We start from the raw sequence: 16,006 nt of genomic DNA, 5'->3' as shown, positions 1-16,006 counted from the left end.
CCCGACCGGAGAACTCATGAACCCCCCTCGCCACCCCCTCTACCTGGACTGCGACACGGGCGTCGACGACACTCTCGCCCTGGCCTACCTGCTGGCCTCGCCGGAGATCGACCTCGTCGGCGTCGGCACCGTGAGCGGGAACGTCGCCGCGGCCCAGGCCGCCCGCAACACGCTCGACCTCCTGGACCTCGCCAGTCGTCCGGACGTCCCCGTCGCGCTCGGCGCCCACGACCGGCTGACGAGCACCTACGGCGGAGGGGTCCCGCACATCCACGGGCACAACGGGGTCGGCGACGTCGACCTCCCGCGGGCGCAGCGCCAGGTCGAGGAGCCGGACGCCGCCGCCTTCCTCGTGGAGCTGGCCCGGGCGCACGAGGGCCGTCTCCGGATCGTCGCCGTCGGCCCGCTGACCAACCTGGCGAAGGCTCTCGAGCTCGAGCCGGCGCTGCCCGGCATGGTGCGCGAGGTGACGATCATGGGCGGGGCCGCACTGGTTCCTGGAAACGTCAGTGCGGTGGCCGAGGCGAACGTCGCGGGGGACCCCGAGGCCGCGGCCCTCGTGCTCGCTGCCCCGTGGGACGTCACGCTCGTGCCGCTGGACGTCACCATGGAGAACACGTTCGAGGAGGAGCACCGGCAGGCTCTGCTCACGTCGGGGGACCCGTTCGTGGAGACCGTCGGACGCATCCTCGACGTCTACTTCGACTTCCACGTCCCCGAGCTCGGTCGGCGCGCGTCCGCCCTGCACGACCCGCTCGCGGCGGCCGTCGCCGTCGGGGGCGTCCTCCCGTCGTCGGCCCCTCGCGTGCCGGTCGTGGTCGACGCGACCGCCGGGCCCGGGCGCGGGCAGACGCTCTGCGACCTGCGCGGACAGAGGCTCGGGCAGGTCGACCACCCGGGGGCACGGGTCCGCGTCGTGCTCTCGACGAGCGAGCCGCTGGCCCCGCACCTCGTCGACCGCCTGCTCCAGCACGCGAGCGTGTCCGCCTGAGCGCACGCCACCTGCGTGCGTGGCCCTGCAGGGCCACGCACGCACGAGCCGGTCGGTACGTCCGTGCACCACTAACCTGGCGAGGACGCCGACTCCTGCCGCTGGAAGGACACCATGACCACGACCGACACCCCCGAGGCCTTCGCGCGACCGGTCACGGCGGCTCCCGGACAACCTCTTCGCGTCGCGGTCTACTCACGGCTCGCGGACGCCATCCGGTCCTCCGAGTTCACGCTCGGCTCGCTGCTCCCGAGCGAGACCGAGCTCGGGACGATGCTCGGCGTGAGCCGGACCGTCGTCCGGGAGGCCCTCATGCTCCTCGAGGAGGACGGCCTGATCGTGACGCGCCGAGGTGTCGGACGGACGGTCGTCAACAGGCTGCCGAGCGTCGGCCTGGAGCGGCTGCGGACCTTCGAGCAGGTCCTGTCGACGGTCGACGAGCCCGTGCGCATCGCGACCCACGAGTTCGGCCTGCAGCCCACGACCGACTTCACGTCGAGAAAGCTGGACGTGGACGCCGCCGCGAACATGTGGTTCCGGGAGTCGGTCGCCTATCGAGGAACCGACCCGGTCGCGATCATCCAGGAGCACCTTCCTGCGGGCCGCTACCTCTCCGACGTGTCCAGAGAGCTCGCGGCGCGTGTCCAGGGCTACGCCGAGCAGGAGGGGACGTTGCTGCGGCTCATGGTCTCGGACCTCGGTCCCGTCTTCGAGGCCGCCGAGTGCGACGTCGCGGTCGGGACGGTCGGGGCCACCCGAGGGCAGCTCCTCGGACTCAAGGCCAAGGACCCCGTGCTCGTCCTGACCCAGACCGCCCAGCTCTCGGGCACCCCCGCCTACCTCGCCAAGGTCGTCGTGTCGCCGGCGGCAGGTCCGCTCGCGATCGTCCAGTCGTCCTCAGCCTGACCCACCCCTCGAAGGAGCTCTCGTGCCGACCCCACTCCCGTTGCCCAGGATCCTCGTCCTCGGCAGCATCAACCACGACGTCACGGCGCGGACCGCACGTCTCCCCGGCCCCGGGGAGACGGTCGGTGGCGGCGTGCTGTCCGCGCAGCCGGGAGGCAAGGGCGCGAACCAGGCCGTCGCGGCTGCCCGGCTCGGGGCGGACACCCGCATGGTCGGGGCGGTCGGCACGGACGAGGCCGGGCACGGACTCGTCGCGGCTCTCGCGGAGGCCGGGGTGGGGACCGACGCGGTCGCGCGCGTGAGCGCCCCCACGGGGACGGCGCTCATCGTGGTCGATGCCGCGGGCGAGAACCAGATCGCGGTCTGCGCGGGCGCCAACGACGACGTCCGGCTGCCGTCGGCGGGGTCCGGCGACTCCGACGTGCTCCTCGCTCAGCTCGAGATCCCGCTCGACGTCGTCGTCGCAGCGGCTCTGGCCTTCCCCGGGTACGTCGCGCTCAACGCCGCGCCTGCGCGCGCCCTGCCCCGTGAGCTGGTCGACCGTGCCGACCTCGTCATCGTCAACGAGACCGAGTACGCGGCGATGCCTGAGGTGGCGTCGGCGCGGCGGGTCGTGGTCACCTACGGCGGCGACGGGGCGGCCCTGGTCGAGCACGGGGTGGAGACGCTCCGTGTACCGGCCTACCGCACCGAGGTCGTGAACAGCGTCGGGGCGGGAGACGCCTTCTGCGCCGCCCTGACGCTCTCTCTCGCTGCCGGCCTGCCCGCGGACCACTCGTTGCGCCTCGCGTCGGCCGTCGGGTCCGACGCCGTCTCGCACGAGGCGTCGCAACCGCCGTTGCGGTCGTGGGACCACTACCGCCGGCGCACGTCCGAGGAGTGAGGCGTCCGGTCGGTGCAGGGCACCGGTGCTGGCTCAGCCCCGCACGGGCAGCATGTCAGCCCTGCGCGGCCGCGATGTTGACGAGCCAGCTCACGCCGAACCGGTCGTCGCACATGCCGAACGCGTCGCCCCACGGCGCGACCTCGAGCGGCACGGTCACGGTGCCGCTCGACGACAGCTTGGCCCAGTAGCCGCGGAGCTCGGCGTCGTCGGCCTGCTCGCCGCTCAGCGAGATCGCGACGCCGCCGCCGGGCGAGTACTCCATCGAGCTCGGGGTGTCGGCGGCCATGAGGACCAGGCCGTTCGGCGCCTCGAGCTGGGAGTGCATGACCTTGTCGGCGTCGGCGGGGTCGTCGGCCGCCTGGAAGTCGGCGAACGTGCTGATCGTCAGCTCGCCGCCGAACACGTCTCGGTAGAACTCGATCGCCGCACGGGCGTCGTCCCGGAAGTTCAGGTACGGGTTGAGTCGAGTCGTCATGGTGTCGCCTTCTCCGTCGCGGTCGGACGTGGTGCGCCCCGCGCGAGCAGGGGCGCACCTTCGAGTATCCGCCCGGCCCACCGGGGCGCAAGAGGTGGCGTCAGGCCTGCCCGGTGGTGGGCGCGGCGGGGGAGGCGCCCGCGAGGATCAGGGCCTTCGAGCGCCGGTCGATGCGCCACCACACGAAGAAGCCCACGAGCGTGAACGCCCCGTAGAACACGTACATGAACGCCGACGCGTAGAAGCCCGCGTCGACCAGCAGGGGCACGCCCACGATGTCCACGGCGACCCAGATCAGCCAGAACTCGACCCAGCCCTTGGCCATGCCGTACGTCGCGAGCAGCGAGCCCATGAAGATCCACGCGTCGGCCCACACGGGCTCGTACGACTCCAGCGCGCGGAAGATCGGGGTCAGGAGCGCGGTCCCGGCCACGAGCGCGACGACCAGGAAGGCGCGCTGGCGCCACGAGGCCCAGCGCGGCACGACCGCCACGCCGTGGCTGTCGGCGTCCGCCTCCCCGAGACGGTCGCGCGTCCGGCGCCACTGCACCCACCCGTACACCGACACGATGACGAACATGACCTGGCGCCCGGCCTGGCCGAGCAGGTTGACGGGGTTGGGCGTCGCGAACACGGCCCCGAGGAACACCGTGAGCAGCAGGAGGTTCCCGACGATCCCCACCGGCCACGCCCAGATCTTGCGGCGCATGCCGCCGAGCGCGGACGCGAGCCCGAACCCGTTGCCCACGATCTCGCGCCACAGCAGGTGCTGGTCGCCGATCGTGAGCTGCGCGTCGAAGAGCGCGTGGATCAGGTCCATGGGGTGTTTCCTCGTCGTCCCGGGCACGTCGGCTCCGGGGTGAGGGCGGGCAGCGGGTCGGTCCGCCCGTTCCCGGGCTGCCCGACGGCGTCGCTCACCACGGCCAGGCCGGTCCCGCTGGTCGGGGGCGGGCTCGACGGATCGTCTGCCCGGCCCGGCCGGGACGGCCGTGCCGCACGTGCTTCCTCCCATCCGGACTTTCACCGTCGGTCCTGGAGTTCCACCAGGTCAACCGCGCGTGGGCGCGGGTCGCGGACTGTCACCGCCGGCTCGGAATTGCACCGACCCCGGAGCACGTTCGTGCGTACTGCTTGCTGTGTGCTGCAACCTCTGATGCTACTCGCGCATTCCCGGGCCCGTCAGGGCGCCCAGGGCTCGTCCCGACGTGTTCAGGCGAGCGCGTCGCGGACCGCGCGGGCGACCTCGTCGGGGTCGGCGTCGCCGTCGAGCACGGTCACGACGACTCTGCGGCCCGACGCGTCACCCGACCGCGCGAGGGCGTCCCCCGAGCCGCGCGCAGGCGACGTGGGTGCGGGGGTGGGCTCCGTCGTCGGGCCGGCGGGGTTGCGGGCCGCGCGGCGCAGGTCCGCGAACGCCTCCTCGAGCTCGGGGCGCAGGTCCTGGTCGGGGTCGCGCAGCCAGCGCCGCAGGATCGCGTTGTGCACCGCGACGACCGACGCCGCGAACGCGACCGACGCGGTCGAGTTGCGGGTGTCCGCGGGCAGCGAGTCGCGCAGGTAGGACGTGAACGCGCGCTCGTAGCGGTGCGTCGTCACGAGCTCGCGGTCGCGCAGCGCGGGCACGTCCTGCAGCAGGCGGTGCCGCGCGACCGACGTCTCGCGCTGGCCCACGTGGTGGTCGAACACGAGCCGCGCGGCCTTGCACACCTCGACGTACGGGTCGACGTTCTCGAGCTCCTCGGGGGTCACCCCGCGCGCCGCGGGACGGGTCTCGCCGAGCAGGACCACGACGGCGTCGAGCAGCAGCTCGTGGTCCGCGAAGACCACGTCCTCCTTGGATCGGAAACGGCGGAAGAACGTGGCCCGGCTGATCTGTGCGGCGTCGGCGATGTCCTCGACGGTCGTCTGCTCGTAGCCCTTGCGGGTGAACAGCTCGATCGCCGCGTCCACCGCCTGCGCGTGCGTGTTGCTTCGTGCGGCACTCATGGACGGGACGCTACACGGCGTGCGCGGCCGGGGAGGAGCGACGAGGGACGGTGGGCGCGCTGCGTTCGTCAGGTGGTCCCCGGTCGGTCGCCGCGCGGGGGGCCCGACGGCGTCGCTACAGTGACGAGAGAGGCGGCGGCAGGCGGGGACGACCGGGAGGCGACGCGGATGACGGACGGCGACGAGGCCGGGACGGGCGACGAGGGACGCGCCCCGGGCGGCGACAGCGCGGCGCGCTCGTGGAAGAGCGTCGACCACCACGCCCAGCGGGACGCGTGGAGCGAGCGGTTCTCGCGCGGTGGCCCGGCGGACTTCCTCTACGGGGCCATCGTCGCGGGGTTCATGCTCGCGGTGTCGAGCACGCACGACGCATCGAGCGACTTCGTGGTCCTCGCGGTCGCGGGCGTCCTGATCATCTACTGGGCGGCGCACGTCTACGTGTCGGCGCTGGGGGGCCGGTTCCGCGACGCTGACCACTCGATCATTCAGCGTCTGAGGCTGGCGTCGTCGGAGGAGGTGTGGGTCCTGATCGGCGGGGTCCCGGCGCTCGTGGTCTTCCTCGTCGGGCGCGTGCTCCGGCTGGGGGTGGCCGACGCCGCCCTGGTCGCACTGTGGTTCACGGTGCTGATGCTGGGGGTGGTCGGGCACCTCGCGTCGCACCGGGCCGGTGTGCGGGGGTGGGCGTTGACGCTCGAGACGGTGATCGCGGGTGCGTTCGGGCTGCTGATCATCGGGTTGAAGTCGCTGCTCCACTGACGGTGACCGGGCCGCGTGTCACAAGGGGCCGACAGGGTGGTAGGCCGTCTGATCCTCCACCGGTGCGCGGCGGAAGTCGCCCGCGCCGTTGACGACCTGACCTCGGCGCAGCGTGATGCCCGCCGCGCGCCCGGCCCCCTTGAGCAGGGCGCCGCGCGAGGCGACGTCGGGGGCGTCGCCCGGCTGACCGCCCTCGAGCGTGCAGGCGCGGGCCTCGATCGGTCCGAGGACCTGGCAGCCGTCGCCGTACGTGCCCGGCCCGAGCAGGAGCGCCATGCGGTACCGGCCGTCGGCACCGACGTGCAGCTCCTCGCCGTCGGCCACGAGGGTGCAGCCGCCCGGGCCGAGCGTCGTGCGGGCCCCGACCCGGACCGAGGCGCCGTTCGTCGCGCTGATCCGGGTGCCGGGGTGGAGCACGGCTCCCTCGCTCACGGTCACGCTCGACGTGCCGTCGCACTCCACGACGACCGTCGGGTGGAGCACGACCCCGGGAGCGAAACGGGCTCGCCCCGAGACCCACACGGCGTCCGGGGCGGGGACGACGACCCCGATCGCGGCGAGAGCCTCGACCCCCGCGCGGTCGAGGAAGGGGACACGGAGCGGACGCTCGTCCGGGATGCTGGTCACGACGAGGACCTTTCCACAGGTCGCGCCGTGGGTGTGCGTGACCCCGTCGAGCAGACAGGGTGGCAGCTAGCCCTTGGCCCGCACCAGCTCCCCGCACGCCAGCTCGACCGCGAGCGTGTTCCCGGGCGGCGCGAGCGGGCACGCCCAGGCCGGGTCGTACGCGCACGACGGGTTGTACGCGAAGTTGAGGTCGACGACCAGGGGAGCGTCGCCGTCGGGCCCCGGACGGGACGACGCGGACCCGAGGTCCGCGCCCTTGATCGTGTCCAGCAGGTAGCGACCGCCGCCGTACGTCGCGGTCGACCGGTCCTTGACCGGCACGAACAGCCCGCCGCCGTACGAGCGCAGCGCCCACACGTCGAGCGACCCCAGGCCCGGGAGGTCGAGGCGCCCGACGCGCTCGAACGGCACCACGCCGTCGGTGCCCGTGGGGACGTCGAGGCGGGCGGCGTCGGGGGTGCCGCGCGCGGGGTCGGGCACGAGCGGCACCTCGAAGCGCATCGCGGCGTCGTACGGGCCGACCGGAACCCCGGTGAAGGCGGGCCGGTCCGCGGGCAGGATCGGCGACGCCGGGTGCTCGGCCAGCAGGGCGTCGCGCGACGCGACCCAGTACTCGTGCGCCGCTGCGGGGTCCTCGACGGCCAGGTCGCGGACGTGCGCGTACAGGTGCTGGACGCGGCGGCGCCAGTCGACGACGTGCAGCTCGGTGATCATCTGGCCAGGGTGCCAGCCGGGACGTCCACCAGCACCTCGTCAGGCGCGGGGGCCTGTCGGGGTCGAGGCGTCCGCCCCGTCGTGATGGTCCGCTCGCGTCAGGTCACGCACGTAGGTCTGCGAGTCGCGTCGTAGCAGGGCGTGCTCGACCGGGTCTCCCCGAGGAACCCAGCCGTGCCGCTCGTAGAGGCTGACCGCGCCGACGTTGTCCGTCAGGACGTGGAGCACGGCGCGAGAGTAGCCCTGTCGAGCGAGCAGTCCGGTGACGTCACGGAGAAGCCGGCGGCCGAGGCCCGCACCCTGGGCGCGGGGATCGACCGCGAGCAGGCCGAGCACCGGGGCTCCGGGTGGGTCGCTCGCCAGTCCGCTGCCCGGACGCGTCCCCACGGCGAACCCGACGACGTCGCCCACGCCGTCCGTCGCGACCGTCCACGCGACGCTCTGGTCGAACTTCCCGCGGGCGCGAGCAGCGACGCCCTCGACTCGGCGCCCGTCGCGGGCGGCACTCGCCTCGATCCACACCCCCAGGCACTGCTCGACGTCGTCCTGGAGCCCAGGACGCAGCTCGAAGAGGTCGGGTGCTGTGGTCACGGAACGAACATACTGGAGCCCGAGCGGACGAGCGCCGAGCCTGCGCCAGGGGGCGTGCTCTCGGTGGCCGCTCAGTGGTGCAGCCGGTAGAACCGGAAGAAGCTGAACCCCTCGACCGGCAGGACCTCGACGCGCTCGAACCCGGCGTCGAGCGCGTACCGCTCGAGCGTCGCGGGCCGCATGACCGTGCCCGTGCCGACCGAGGGCGACGACGACAGGCCGTCCGGCAGGCACACGAACTGGCTGAACCCGTACATGAGCCGTTCGACCTCGTCGCCCGGCGCGACGAACTCGTCGGCGACGGCCTCGTCCATGACCACCACGGCGCCGTCGGGCAGGACGGCCCGCCGGACCGCCGACAGGACCTCGACGGGGCGCGGCATGTCGTGCGTGCACTCGAACGCGAAGGCCGCGTCGAGCAGCACGTCCGCGGGCAGGGTCGCCGCGTCCGCGACGTGGAAAGCCACCCGGTCCGCGACGCCCGCGGCCTGCGCGTTCGCGCGAGCCATGTCGACCGACGGGGCGTCGAGGTCGTACCCGTCGAGCCGCGCCTGCGGGTAGGCGCGGGCGAGCGCGACCGTCGACCACCCCGCCCCGCACCCCACGTCCGCGACCCGGGCATCAGGTCGGGACAGGATCGCGTGCAGGTCCGGGACGCGGCCGAGCGCGCCCGCGAGCTCGCGCTCGAACCACGGGCGGTTCAGGTCGGCCTGCGCCTCGCGCGCGTCGGCGCCGAGCCGCCCCCACGACACCCCGCCGCCGTCGCGGTACGCGTCCAGGAGCTCGTCGAACGTGCGCCCCACGGCCGCGAACAGGCGGGGGAGCGGCGCCAGGTACGCGAGGCTGTGCTCGTCCGTCAGCACCTCGGCGGGCCCCGCCTGCAGGGCGTAGCGCCGTGCGGCGCCGTCCGGCGTGCCCGACGCCGGAGCGTCGTCCCCGGGTCCACGTGCGTCGGGCGCCGCGACCGTGAGGATCCCCGCGACCGCCTGACCCTCCAGCCACTCGCGCGCGTAGCGCTCCTGCGTGCCCGTCCTGGCGGCCAGCTCGGCCGAGGTCGCGGGGCCGTCGGCCGCGAGCGCCCGGTACCAGCCCAGCCGGTCGCCGAGGTACACCGAGAAGACGTCGAGGGCGCCGAGGGACGACGCGAACAACCGCTCGGCGAACTCCTCGGCTCCCGGACCCTCGCCCGTCGGGCCACCGGGGCTACCGGGGCTGCCGGCACCGCCGACCGGGACCTGCGGTGTCGTGGACATGGGATGCTCCGTCCGTCGAGGACGCGGCGCTCGCGGTCGTCGTCGACGCGCGGACGCACGGACCACCTCCAGCGTAAATCCGTTGTGCCCCCGTGGGACCATGCACAGCATGCTGGTCACCCTCACGACGACCGCCGGTGCGCCGGCCGGGTCCGTCGAGCACGCAGCCCTTCTGGACGCGACCGACCTCGGGTACCTGCTGCACAAACACCCTGCGCGGGCACAGTCGTTCGACCTCCCCGTCGGCACGGCGCACGTCTTCTACCCCGAGGCCGACGCCGCCCGCTGCACGGTCGCGCTGCTGCTCGAGGTCGACCCCGTGGGGATCGTGCGCAACAAGCGGTTCGGCGGCCGCGACGCCTTCTCCCTGGCCCAGTACGTCAACGACCGCCCCTACGCCGCGTCCTCGATGCTCGCGGTCGCGCTCGGTGCCGTGTTCCGTACCGCGATGACCGGACGCTGCGACTCGCGGCAGGCGCTCGCAGACGGCCCGATCCCGCTCGAGATCCACGTCCCCGCGCTGCCCTGCCGGGGCGGTGCGGGGCTCGCCGAGCGCCTGTTCGAACCCCTGGGCTGGACCGTCGAGGCGATGCCCGAGCCGCTCGACCCGACCGTGCCCGAGTGGGGCGACTCGCGCTACGTCGACCTGCGCCTGAGCGGCACGGTCCGCCTCGCCGACGCCCTGCACCACCTGTACGTCCTGCTGCCCGTGCTCGACGACGCCAAGCACTACTGGGTCACGGGCGACGAGGTCGACAAGCTGCTGCGCGCGGGCGAGGGATGGCTCGCCGAGCACCCCGAGCGGGACCAGATCATGCGCCGCTACCTCGCGCACCAGCGCCGGTACGTCGAGGACGCGACCGACCGGCTCGTGACGCTCGACGGCGGCCCGCTGCCCGCCGACGCCGAGGCCGTGGGGACCCCCGCCGAGGGCGACGTCCCCGCCGCGGGGAGCGACGCCGTCGGGACCACGACGCCCACGCTCGCCCGGCAGCGCGCCGAGGCCGTGGTCGCGGCCCTGCACGAGGTCGGGGCGCGCAGCGTCGTCGACCTCGGGTGCGGCGAGGGCGCCCTCCTGCGGCTGCTCGCCGCCGACCGCCGCTTCACGCGTGTGCTCGGCACCGACGTCGCCGCGCGCGAGCTCGAGAAGGCCGCGACCCGGCTGCGCCTGGAGGACGCGAGCGACGCCGAGCGTGAGCGCGTGCGGCTCGTGCAGTCCTCGCTCACGTACCGCGACGAGCGGATCGCGGGCTTCGACGCCGCGGTGCTCATGGAGGTGATCGAGCACGTCGACCCGCCGCGCCTGGGCGCGCTCGAACGGGTCGTGTTCGCCGAGGCGCGTCCAGGGGCGGTTGTCGTGACGACGCCCAACGTCGAGTACAACGCGCTGTACCCGTCCCTGGGGGAGCACGGGCACCGGCACGCGGACCACCGCTTCGAGTGGACGCGCGCCGAGCTCGGGGCGTGGGCCGACGGCGTCGCGCACCGCCACGGGTACGCCGTGACGTTCCGTGACGTCGGGCCGCAGGACGTGGGGCCGAGCGCCTTGGGCGCACCGACGCAGATGGCGCTGTTCGTACGATCGGCGGAGGCAGGGGCATGACCACCGAGCAGCACGTGACCAGCGGGGAACCCCGCGTCCTGACCGTGCCCGAGCTCTCGCTCGTGGTGCTCGTCGGCGTGTCCGGGTCCGGCAAGTCGACGTTCGCGCGCGAGCGCTTCGCGCCGTTCGAGGCCGTCTCGTCGGACTTCTGCCGGGGACTCGTCTCGGGGGACGTCAACGACCAGTCGGCCACGGCCGCGGCGTTCGAGGTGCTCGGGACGATCGTGAGCAAGCGCCTGGAGGCCGGGCACCTGACCGTCGTCGACGCGACCAACGTCCAGTCCGCAGCGCGCAAGAGCCTCGTCGCGCTCGCGCGGGCGCACGACGTCCTGCCCGTCGCGATCGTGCTCGACGTGCCCGAGTCCGTCGCGATCGAGCGCAACCGGTCCCGCCCCGACCGCGACTTCGGCGACTACGTCGTCAAGCGTCAGCGCCAGGCGCTGCGGTCGTCGCTCAAGTCCTTGAGCCGCGAGGGCTTCCGCAAGGTCCACGTGCTGCGCGGCGTCGACGAGATCGCCCGCGCCACGATCTCCCGCGAGCCCCTGCTGAACGACCTCCGCGACCAGACCGGGCCGTTCGACGCGATCGGCGACGTGCACGGCTGCCGCGCCGAGCTCGAGACCCTGCTGGGCGAGCTCGGCTACGTGATCGAGCGCGACGACGCCGGCCGCCCGGTCGACGCCGCCCACCCCGAGGGTCGCCGTGCGCTGTTCCTGGGCGACCTCGTCGACCGCGGGCCCGACTCGCCGGGCGTGCTGCGCCTCGTGATGGGCATGGTTCGGGCGGGGCACGCGCTCGCCGTCCCCGGCAACCACGAGCACAAGCTCGTGCGCGCGCTCTCGGGGCGCAACGTGACCGTCAGCCACGGGCTGGAGACGACGCTCGCGCAGCTCGCCGACGAGCCCGAGGAGTTCCGCCAGGACGTCGAGACGTTCTGCCGCGACCTCGTCTCGCACCTGGTGCTGGACGGCGGGCGGCTCGTGGTCGCGCACGCCGGGCTCAAGGAGTCGTACCACGGGCGCGCGTCGGGCCGGGTGCGCAGCTTCGCGCTCTACGGGGACACGACGGGGGAGACCGACGAGTTCGGGCTGCCCGTGCGCTACCCGTGGGCGAACGAGTACCGCGGCCGGGCGACGGTGCTCTACGGGCACACGCCCACGCCCGAGGCCGAGTGGGTCAACAACACGATGTGCCTCGACACGGGGTGCGTCTTCGGTGGGAAGCTCTCCGCGCTGCGGTACCCGGAGAAGGAGCTCGTGTCGGTGCCCGCGGCCCAGGTTTACTACGAGCCGGCGCGGCCGTTCCTGCCGGCGGAGGGCTCGGGGGAGGCCGAGGGGGCCGCTCGCCCGCAGCGCGACCCCGACGTCCTCGACGTGACCGACGTGCTCGGCCGCCGGTCGGTCGTCACGGGCACGCGGGGGCGCATCACGATCCCCGAGGAGAACGCCGCCGGGGCCCTGGAGGTCATGAGCAGGTTCGCGACCGACCCGCGCGCGCTGCTGTACCTGCCGCCGACCATGAGCCCCGTCGCGACGTCGCAGCGCCCCGGCTACCTCGAGCACCCCGAGGACGCGTTCGCGGCGTACGCGGGCGACGCCGTCGGGCAGGTCGTGTGCGAGGAGAAGCACATGGGCTCGCGCGCCGTGGTGCTCGTGTGCCGCGAGGCGTACGGCGCGTCGGCCCGGCGCTTCGGGGTCGACGTGCAGCCGGGCGGGCGCGGGGTCGCGCACACGCGCACGGGCCGTCCGCTCTTCTCCGGCCCGACGGCGGAGGCTCTTCTCGAGCACGTCGCGAAGGCCCTCGACGGGGCCGGGGTGTGGGACGAGCTGGGTGCCGACTGGCTCCTGCTCGACGCCGAGGTCCTGCCCTGGTCCGCGAAGGCCGACCAGCTCATCCGCGACCAGTACGCGAGCGTCGGGGCCGCGGCCCGGGCCGTCATGCCCGCGGCGCTCGCGGCGCTCGACGCGGCCGTGGCCCGCGGCGTGGACGTCGAGGACCTGCGGGCGCGCACGGCCTCGCGCGCCGAGGACACCGAGCGGTACACACAGGCGTACCGGCGCTACCGCTGGCCCGTCGACGGTCTCGACGGCGTGCAGCTCGCGCCGTTCCAGGTGCTCGCGAGCGGGTCGGGCGTGGTGGGCGAGCCGACCGGTGCGACCTACGCGACCCGCGACCACCTGTGGCACCTGGGGATCGCCGACCGGCTCGTCGAGGCCGACCCCGTGCTCTTCCGCACGACGCGACGCCTCGTGGTCGACCTCGCGGACGACGCATCGCGCGCCGAGGGTGTCCGCTGGTGGGAGGAGATGACCGGGGCCGGCGGGGAGGGGATGGTCGTCAAGCCCCTCGCGAACCTGGTGCGCGGCCCCAAGGGACTCGTCCAGCCGGGGCTCAAGGTCCGCGGCCGCGAGTACCTGCGGATCATCTACGGCCCCGAGTACACCCAGGAGCAGCACCTGGAGCGGTTGCGCGTCCGTTCGCTGGGGCGCAAGCAGTCGCTCGCGCTGCGCGAGTACGCGCTGGGGCTCGAGGCGGTCGAGCGCGTGGTCACGGGCGAGCCGCTGTGGCGCGTGCACGAGGCCGTCTTCGCGGTCCTCGCGCTCGAGTCGGAGCCGGTCGACCCTCGGCTCTAGCGTCAGGACGGGCGTGACCTCGAGGTCACGCCCGTCCTGACGGGTGTCGCCGGTCAGCCCAGCGTCGAGAACGAGCTCAGCGCGAGCGCCGAGAACAGCGCGATGGCCACGAGGACCGAGCCGGCGACGAGCCAGCCGTTCGCCCGCTCGGACGGGTCCGACGACGCACCGGGGCGACGTTCCTGCGGGCGGGGCGCTCCGCCGTCGGGCCGTGAGGTGGGGGAGGAGCCCGCAGGGCGAGCCGACGAGCGCGCGCGGCGGGCCGTCGTGTCGTGGCCGCGGAGTGCGACGCGGATCGGCGTCGAGGTCGTGACCTGTGTGGTCATGGCTTCCTCCCCAGGAAAAGTTGGCCGCCCTCGCTGTCGCGGGGCGTGCTACCAGTCTCTTCGGGGAGGAGGTGCGGGCACATCGGCCCTCCGACCCATCCTCGGCGGGGGCCTCGTCCTCCCGGAGGATGACGGGCGCCCGTCGGATGGGGGACATCCCTTCCGGGAGGCCCCTGAGCCGGGGCGCAGGGTCAGCGCGGGGCGTTGCGCTGGTGGTCGATGCGCTGCAGGTAGCGGATCTCGCGGAAGCCTACCGCGACGGCGACGAGCAGCGGGAACCAGGCCCACGTGCGGCCGCGGAGCAGCGAGAACAGGCTCACGAGCCCCACGACGACGCAACCGAGCACGGTCAGCAGGCTCGCCCAGCGGATGGTCTTCATGCGGTCCTCGGCTTCTCGGTGCGGCTCGCTGGGGCGGGGGGTGGGGCAGGGGAGGGCGAGGAGGGCGCGAGCACGACGCCCTCGATGCTGCGGACCGCCATGCGCAGCGCGTCGCTGCGCGACGTGCAGTCCTCGGTCATGACCGACCAGGCATTGAACAGGGTCCACCACAGCGTGCGCTGGTCCCACGAGATCGTGAGGGTCGGGTCGAACACGCCGTCTCGTTGCCCGCGCTCGAACAGGTCGCGGACGGGTGCCTCGGCGGTGTCGCTCTTGCGCCAGAACTCCGCGTCGTCGGCGAGCAGCGGGTCGGCGAACAGCAGCATGTACCAGGGACCGAGGTCGAAGTACTCGACGACGAGGCGGCGCAGGGCGGCTGCGGGGCCGCCGTCGTCGAGCCGCGCGGCGCGGATCGCGGCGCGTGTGCGGTCGAGGGCCTCGTCGCCGACGGCGCGCATGAGGTCGGCGCGTTCGGGGAAGTAGCGGTGCAGCGTGCTGCGACCGACCTGCGCGGCCTGGGCGACCTCCCCGAGGGAAGCCGCCGGGTTCGCGCTGAACACGGAGACCGCGGCGTCGAGGATCGCGCGCCGCGTCCGGGCGCGCGCGCCCGTGGCGGGGGCGTCGGGCGCAGCGCCGGTGCTCGCCTCGCCCCGCACGGCGGCGGTGTCGCTTGCTGTCACGTGCTCAGCGTAGCCGTGACCCGATGGGACGGCTCTTGTCTAAAATGGGACACCCGTGCTCCACTGGATCATGGCCGACACCGACCCCGCGCCGACGACCCCGCCGCACCCCCCGACAGCCCAGGCGACCGAACCCACGCAGGACGAGCCGACGGAACCCAAGGGCCCGCTCCTGCCGCGTCTCAAGATCCTCTGGACGTTCGTCACCCCTCACCGCAGGACGCTCGCGGCGGGACTCGCGCTGGGGCTCGGCACCACGGCCGCGAGCCTCGCGACCCCCATGGTCACCAAGTCGGTCCTCGACACCCTGGGCACCGGCGCCTCGCTCGTCCCCGCGGTGAGCCTGCTGGTCGGTCTGCTCGTCGTGGGCCTGGTCCTGGGCATGTGGCAGTGGATCCTGCTGGGCGCGCTCGCCGAGCGCGTCGTGCTCGACGCCCGCACCTCGATGGTCCGCCGCTTCTTCCGGGCCAAGGTCGGTGCGCTCGGGTCACGGCCCACGGGCGAGCTCGTCACACGGGTCACGTCGGACACGGTCCTGCTGCGCGAGGCCGCGTCGTCGAGCATCGTGAGCCTCGTCAACGGTGTCGTGAGCCTGGTCGGCACGGTCGTCCTCATGGCCGTGCTCGACATGGTCCTCCTCGGGACGACGCTCGCCGCGATCGTCGTCATCGGCGTCCTCGTCGGGGTCCTCATGCCCCGGATCGCCAAGGCCCAGGAGCAGGCGCAGGAGTCGCTCGGCAGGCTCGGCGGCGTCCTCGAGGGTGGCCTGCGGGCCCTGCGGACCATCAAGGCGAGCCGCGCCGAGGAGCGGCAGATCGACCGCGTCGTGGCCGACGCCCAGGACTCCGCGCGCTACAACCTCAAGGCGGTGCGCACCGGGGCCGTCGCGTGGACCATCGCGGGCGGCGGCATCCAGCTCGCGATCATCGTGATCCTCGCGCTCGGGGCGTGGCGCGTCGACCAGGGGCTCCTCGCGGTCTCGAGCCTCGTCGCGTTCCTGCTCTACGCGTTCCAGATCGTCGACCCCGTCACGACCCTCACGCAGAACGTCACCGAGCTCCAGGCCGGCATCGCGGCCGCGGGCCGCATCCGCGAGGTCGAGGCCATCGAGACGGAGGAGCCCGAGCGCACCTCCGGTGCACCCGGGCGAGACGCCGCGGGGAGCCGCCGGGGGGGGGGGGGGGGGGGGGGGGGGGGGG

The 16,006-nt window shown here is 73.9% G+C and carries 17 protein-coding genes and 1 riboswitch; of the genes, 7 read left to right on the top strand and 10 right to left on the bottom strand.

Annotated features, from left to right (window positions below; all coding sequences use genetic code 11):
* The first annotated feature begins 16 nt into the window (after positions 1–16).
* From H9640_RS05430 to H9640_RS05420, 3 genes are all read left to right on the top strand, one after another.
* A complete protein-coding gene (locus tag H9640_RS05430) occupies positions 17–991 on the top strand; it encodes a nucleoside hydrolase (RefSeq protein ID WP_191789677.1) in 975 nt (324 codons plus the stop codon).
* Positions 992–1,105: 114 nt separating this feature from the next.
* The gene (locus tag H9640_RS05425; protein WP_191789676.1) at positions 1,106–1,897 is read left to right on the top strand and encodes a GntR family transcriptional regulator; all 792 of its coding nucleotides are present in this window, start codon (positions 1,106–1,108) and stop codon (positions 1,895–1,897) included.
* Between the two features lie 22 nt (positions 1,898–1,919).
* Positions 1,920–2,780 carry a ribokinase gene (locus H9640_RS05420; protein WP_191789675.1) on the top strand — a complete coding sequence of 287 codons (861 nt, stop codon included), beginning with the start codon at positions 1,920–1,922 and terminating at the stop codon, positions 2,778–2,780.
* A 55-nt stretch (positions 2,781–2,835) separates the two neighbouring features.
* Here the strand turns inward: H9640_RS05420 and H9640_RS05415 are convergent, their stop codons facing one another.
* The 3 genes from H9640_RS05415 to H9640_RS05405 form a co-directional block, all read right to left on the bottom strand.
* A complete protein-coding gene (locus H9640_RS05415) occupies positions 2,836–3,258 on the bottom strand; it encodes a VOC family protein (RefSeq protein ID WP_191789674.1) in 423 nt (140 codons plus the stop codon).
* 100 nt (positions 3,259–3,358) lie between these two features.
* On the bottom strand, positions 3,359–4,078 hold the full coding sequence (gene pnuC, locus H9640_RS05410; protein ID WP_191789673.1) for a nicotinamide riboside transporter PnuC: 720 nt from the start codon (positions 4,076–4,078) through the stop codon (positions 3,359–3,361).
* Positions 4,079–4,252: 174 nt separating this feature from the next.
* Positions 4,253–4,378: riboswitch (FMN riboswitch) on the bottom strand.
* A gap of 89 nt (positions 4,379–4,467) precedes the next feature.
* On the bottom strand, positions 4,468–5,244 hold the full coding sequence (locus H9640_RS05405) for a TetR/AcrR family transcriptional regulator (protein WP_191789672.1): 777 nt from the start codon (positions 5,242–5,244) through the stop codon (positions 4,468–4,470).
* A 168-nt stretch (positions 5,245–5,412) separates the two neighbouring features.
* On the opposite strand from H9640_RS05405, the gene H9640_RS05400 reads away from it, so the two are divergent.
* A complete protein-coding gene (locus H9640_RS05400; RefSeq protein WP_191789671.1) occupies positions 5,413–6,000 on the top strand; it encodes a hypothetical protein in 588 nt (195 codons plus the stop codon).
* A gap of 18 nt (positions 6,001–6,018) precedes the next feature.
* Here H9640_RS05400 and H9640_RS05395 read toward each other — a convergent pair whose 3' ends face one another.
* The 4 genes from H9640_RS05395 to H9640_RS05380 form a co-directional block, all read right to left on the bottom strand.
* Positions 6,019–6,627, bottom strand: coding sequence for a hypothetical protein (locus H9640_RS05395; RefSeq protein ID WP_191789670.1), 609 nt, complete (start codon positions 6,625–6,627; stop codon positions 6,019–6,021).
* Between the two features lie 66 nt (positions 6,628–6,693).
* A complete protein-coding gene (locus tag H9640_RS05390; RefSeq protein WP_191789669.1) occupies positions 6,694–7,341 on the bottom strand; it encodes a DUF1684 domain-containing protein in 648 nt (215 codons plus the stop codon).
* Between the two features lie 39 nt (positions 7,342–7,380).
* Entirely contained in the window at positions 7,381–7,932 is a 552-nt protein-coding gene (locus H9640_RS05385; RefSeq protein WP_318243660.1) for a GNAT family N-acetyltransferase, read from the bottom strand.
* Positions 7,933–8,003: 71 nt separating this feature from the next.
* Complete coding sequence (locus H9640_RS05380) at positions 8,004–9,185, bottom strand: class I SAM-dependent methyltransferase (RefSeq protein WP_191789668.1); 1,182 nt, start codon at positions 9,183–9,185, stop codon at positions 8,004–8,006.
* 109 nt (positions 9,186–9,294) lie between these two features.
* Between H9640_RS05380 and H9640_RS05375 the strand changes: the two genes are divergently transcribed.
* Together H9640_RS05375 and H9640_RS05370 are read left to right on the top strand one after the other, a co-directional pair.
* The gene (locus H9640_RS05375) at positions 9,295–10,788 is read left to right on the top strand and encodes a 3' terminal RNA ribose 2'-O-methyltransferase Hen1 (protein ID WP_191789667.1); all 1,494 of its coding nucleotides are present in this window, start codon (positions 9,295–9,297) and stop codon (positions 10,786–10,788) included.
* Positions 10,785–13,421 carry a polynucleotide kinase-phosphatase gene (locus H9640_RS05370; protein ID WP_191789666.1) on the top strand — a complete coding sequence of 879 codons (2,637 nt, stop codon included), beginning with the start codon at positions 10,785–10,787 and terminating at the stop codon, positions 13,419–13,421. Before H9640_RS05375 ends, H9640_RS05370 begins: the two co-directional genes overlap by 4 nt.
* A gap of 53 nt (positions 13,422–13,474) precedes the next feature.
* Here the strand turns inward: H9640_RS05370 and H9640_RS05365 are convergent, their stop codons facing one another.
* From H9640_RS05365 to H9640_RS05355, 3 genes are all read right to left on the bottom strand, one after another.
* Positions 13,475–13,747: a hypothetical protein gene (locus H9640_RS05365; RefSeq protein ID WP_191789665.1), complete on the bottom strand. Its 273-nt coding sequence runs from the start codon at positions 13,745–13,747 to the stop codon at positions 13,475–13,477.
* A 191-nt stretch (positions 13,748–13,938) separates the two neighbouring features.
* Entirely contained in the window at positions 13,939–14,127 is a 189-nt protein-coding gene (locus H9640_RS05360; protein ID WP_191789664.1) for a hypothetical protein, read from the bottom strand.
* Entirely contained in the window at positions 14,124–14,807 is a 684-nt protein-coding gene (locus H9640_RS05355; protein WP_318243659.1) for a TetR/AcrR family transcriptional regulator, read from the bottom strand. Before H9640_RS05355 ends, H9640_RS05360 begins: the two co-directional genes overlap by 4 nt.
* Positions 14,808–14,862: 55 nt before the next feature.
* Here H9640_RS05355 and H9640_RS19015 point away from each other — a divergent pair.
* A partial coding sequence (locus H9640_RS19015; protein WP_318243658.1) for an ABC transporter ATP-binding protein occupies positions 14,863–16,006 on the top strand: 1,144 nt, incomplete at its 3' end.

It is taken from the genome of Oerskovia gallyi (assembly GCF_014836745.1).
GTDB lineage: Bacteria > Actinomycetota > Actinomycetes > Actinomycetales > Cellulomonadaceae > Oerskovia > Oerskovia paurometabola.
This window is presented reverse-complemented; position numbering and strand designations above follow the sequence as displayed.

Bases quoted from the DNA above. Each gene is read 5' to 3' on its own strand.
- H9640_RS05375 (WP_191789667.1), top strand. From the start codon at position 9,295: ATGCTGGTCACCCTCACGACGACCGCCGGTGCGCCGGCCGGGTCCGTC.
- H9640_RS05400 (WP_191789671.1), top strand. From the start codon at position 5,413: ATGACGGACGGCGACGAGGCCGGGACGGGCGACGAGGGACGCGCCCCG.
- H9640_RS05430 (WP_191789677.1), top strand. From the start codon at position 17: ATGAACCCCCCTCGCCACCCCCTCTACCTGGACTGCGACACGGGCGTC.
- H9640_RS05405 (WP_191789672.1), bottom strand. From the start codon at position 5,244: ATGAGTGCCGCACGAAGCAACACGCACGCGCAGGCGGTGGACGCGGCG.
- H9640_RS05365 (WP_191789665.1), bottom strand. From the start codon at position 13,747: ATGACCACACAGGTCACGACCTCGACGCCGATCCGCGTCGCACTCCGC.
- H9640_RS05415 (WP_191789674.1), bottom strand. From the start codon at position 3,258: ATGACGACTCGACTCAACCCGTACCTGAACTTCCGGGACGACGCCCGT.
- pnuC (WP_191789673.1), bottom strand. From the start codon at position 4,078: ATGGACCTGATCCACGCGCTCTTCGACGCGCAGCTCACGATCGGCGAC.
- H9640_RS05380 (WP_191789668.1), bottom strand. From the start codon at position 9,185: ATGTCCACGACACCGCAGGTCCCGGTCGGCGGTGCCGGCAGCCCCGGT.
- H9640_RS05370 (WP_191789666.1), top strand. From the start codon at position 10,785: ATGACCACCGAGCAGCACGTGACCAGCGGGGAACCCCGCGTCCTGACC.
- H9640_RS05360 (WP_191789664.1), bottom strand. From the start codon at position 14,127: ATGAAGACCATCCGCTGGGCGAGCCTGCTGACCGTGCTCGGTTGCGTC.
- H9640_RS05425 (WP_191789676.1), top strand. From the start codon at position 1,106: ATGACCACGACCGACACCCCCGAGGCCTTCGCGCGACCGGTCACGGCG.
- H9640_RS05390 (WP_191789669.1), bottom strand. From the start codon at position 7,341: ATGATCACCGAGCTGCACGTCGTCGACTGGCGCCGCCGCGTCCAGCAC.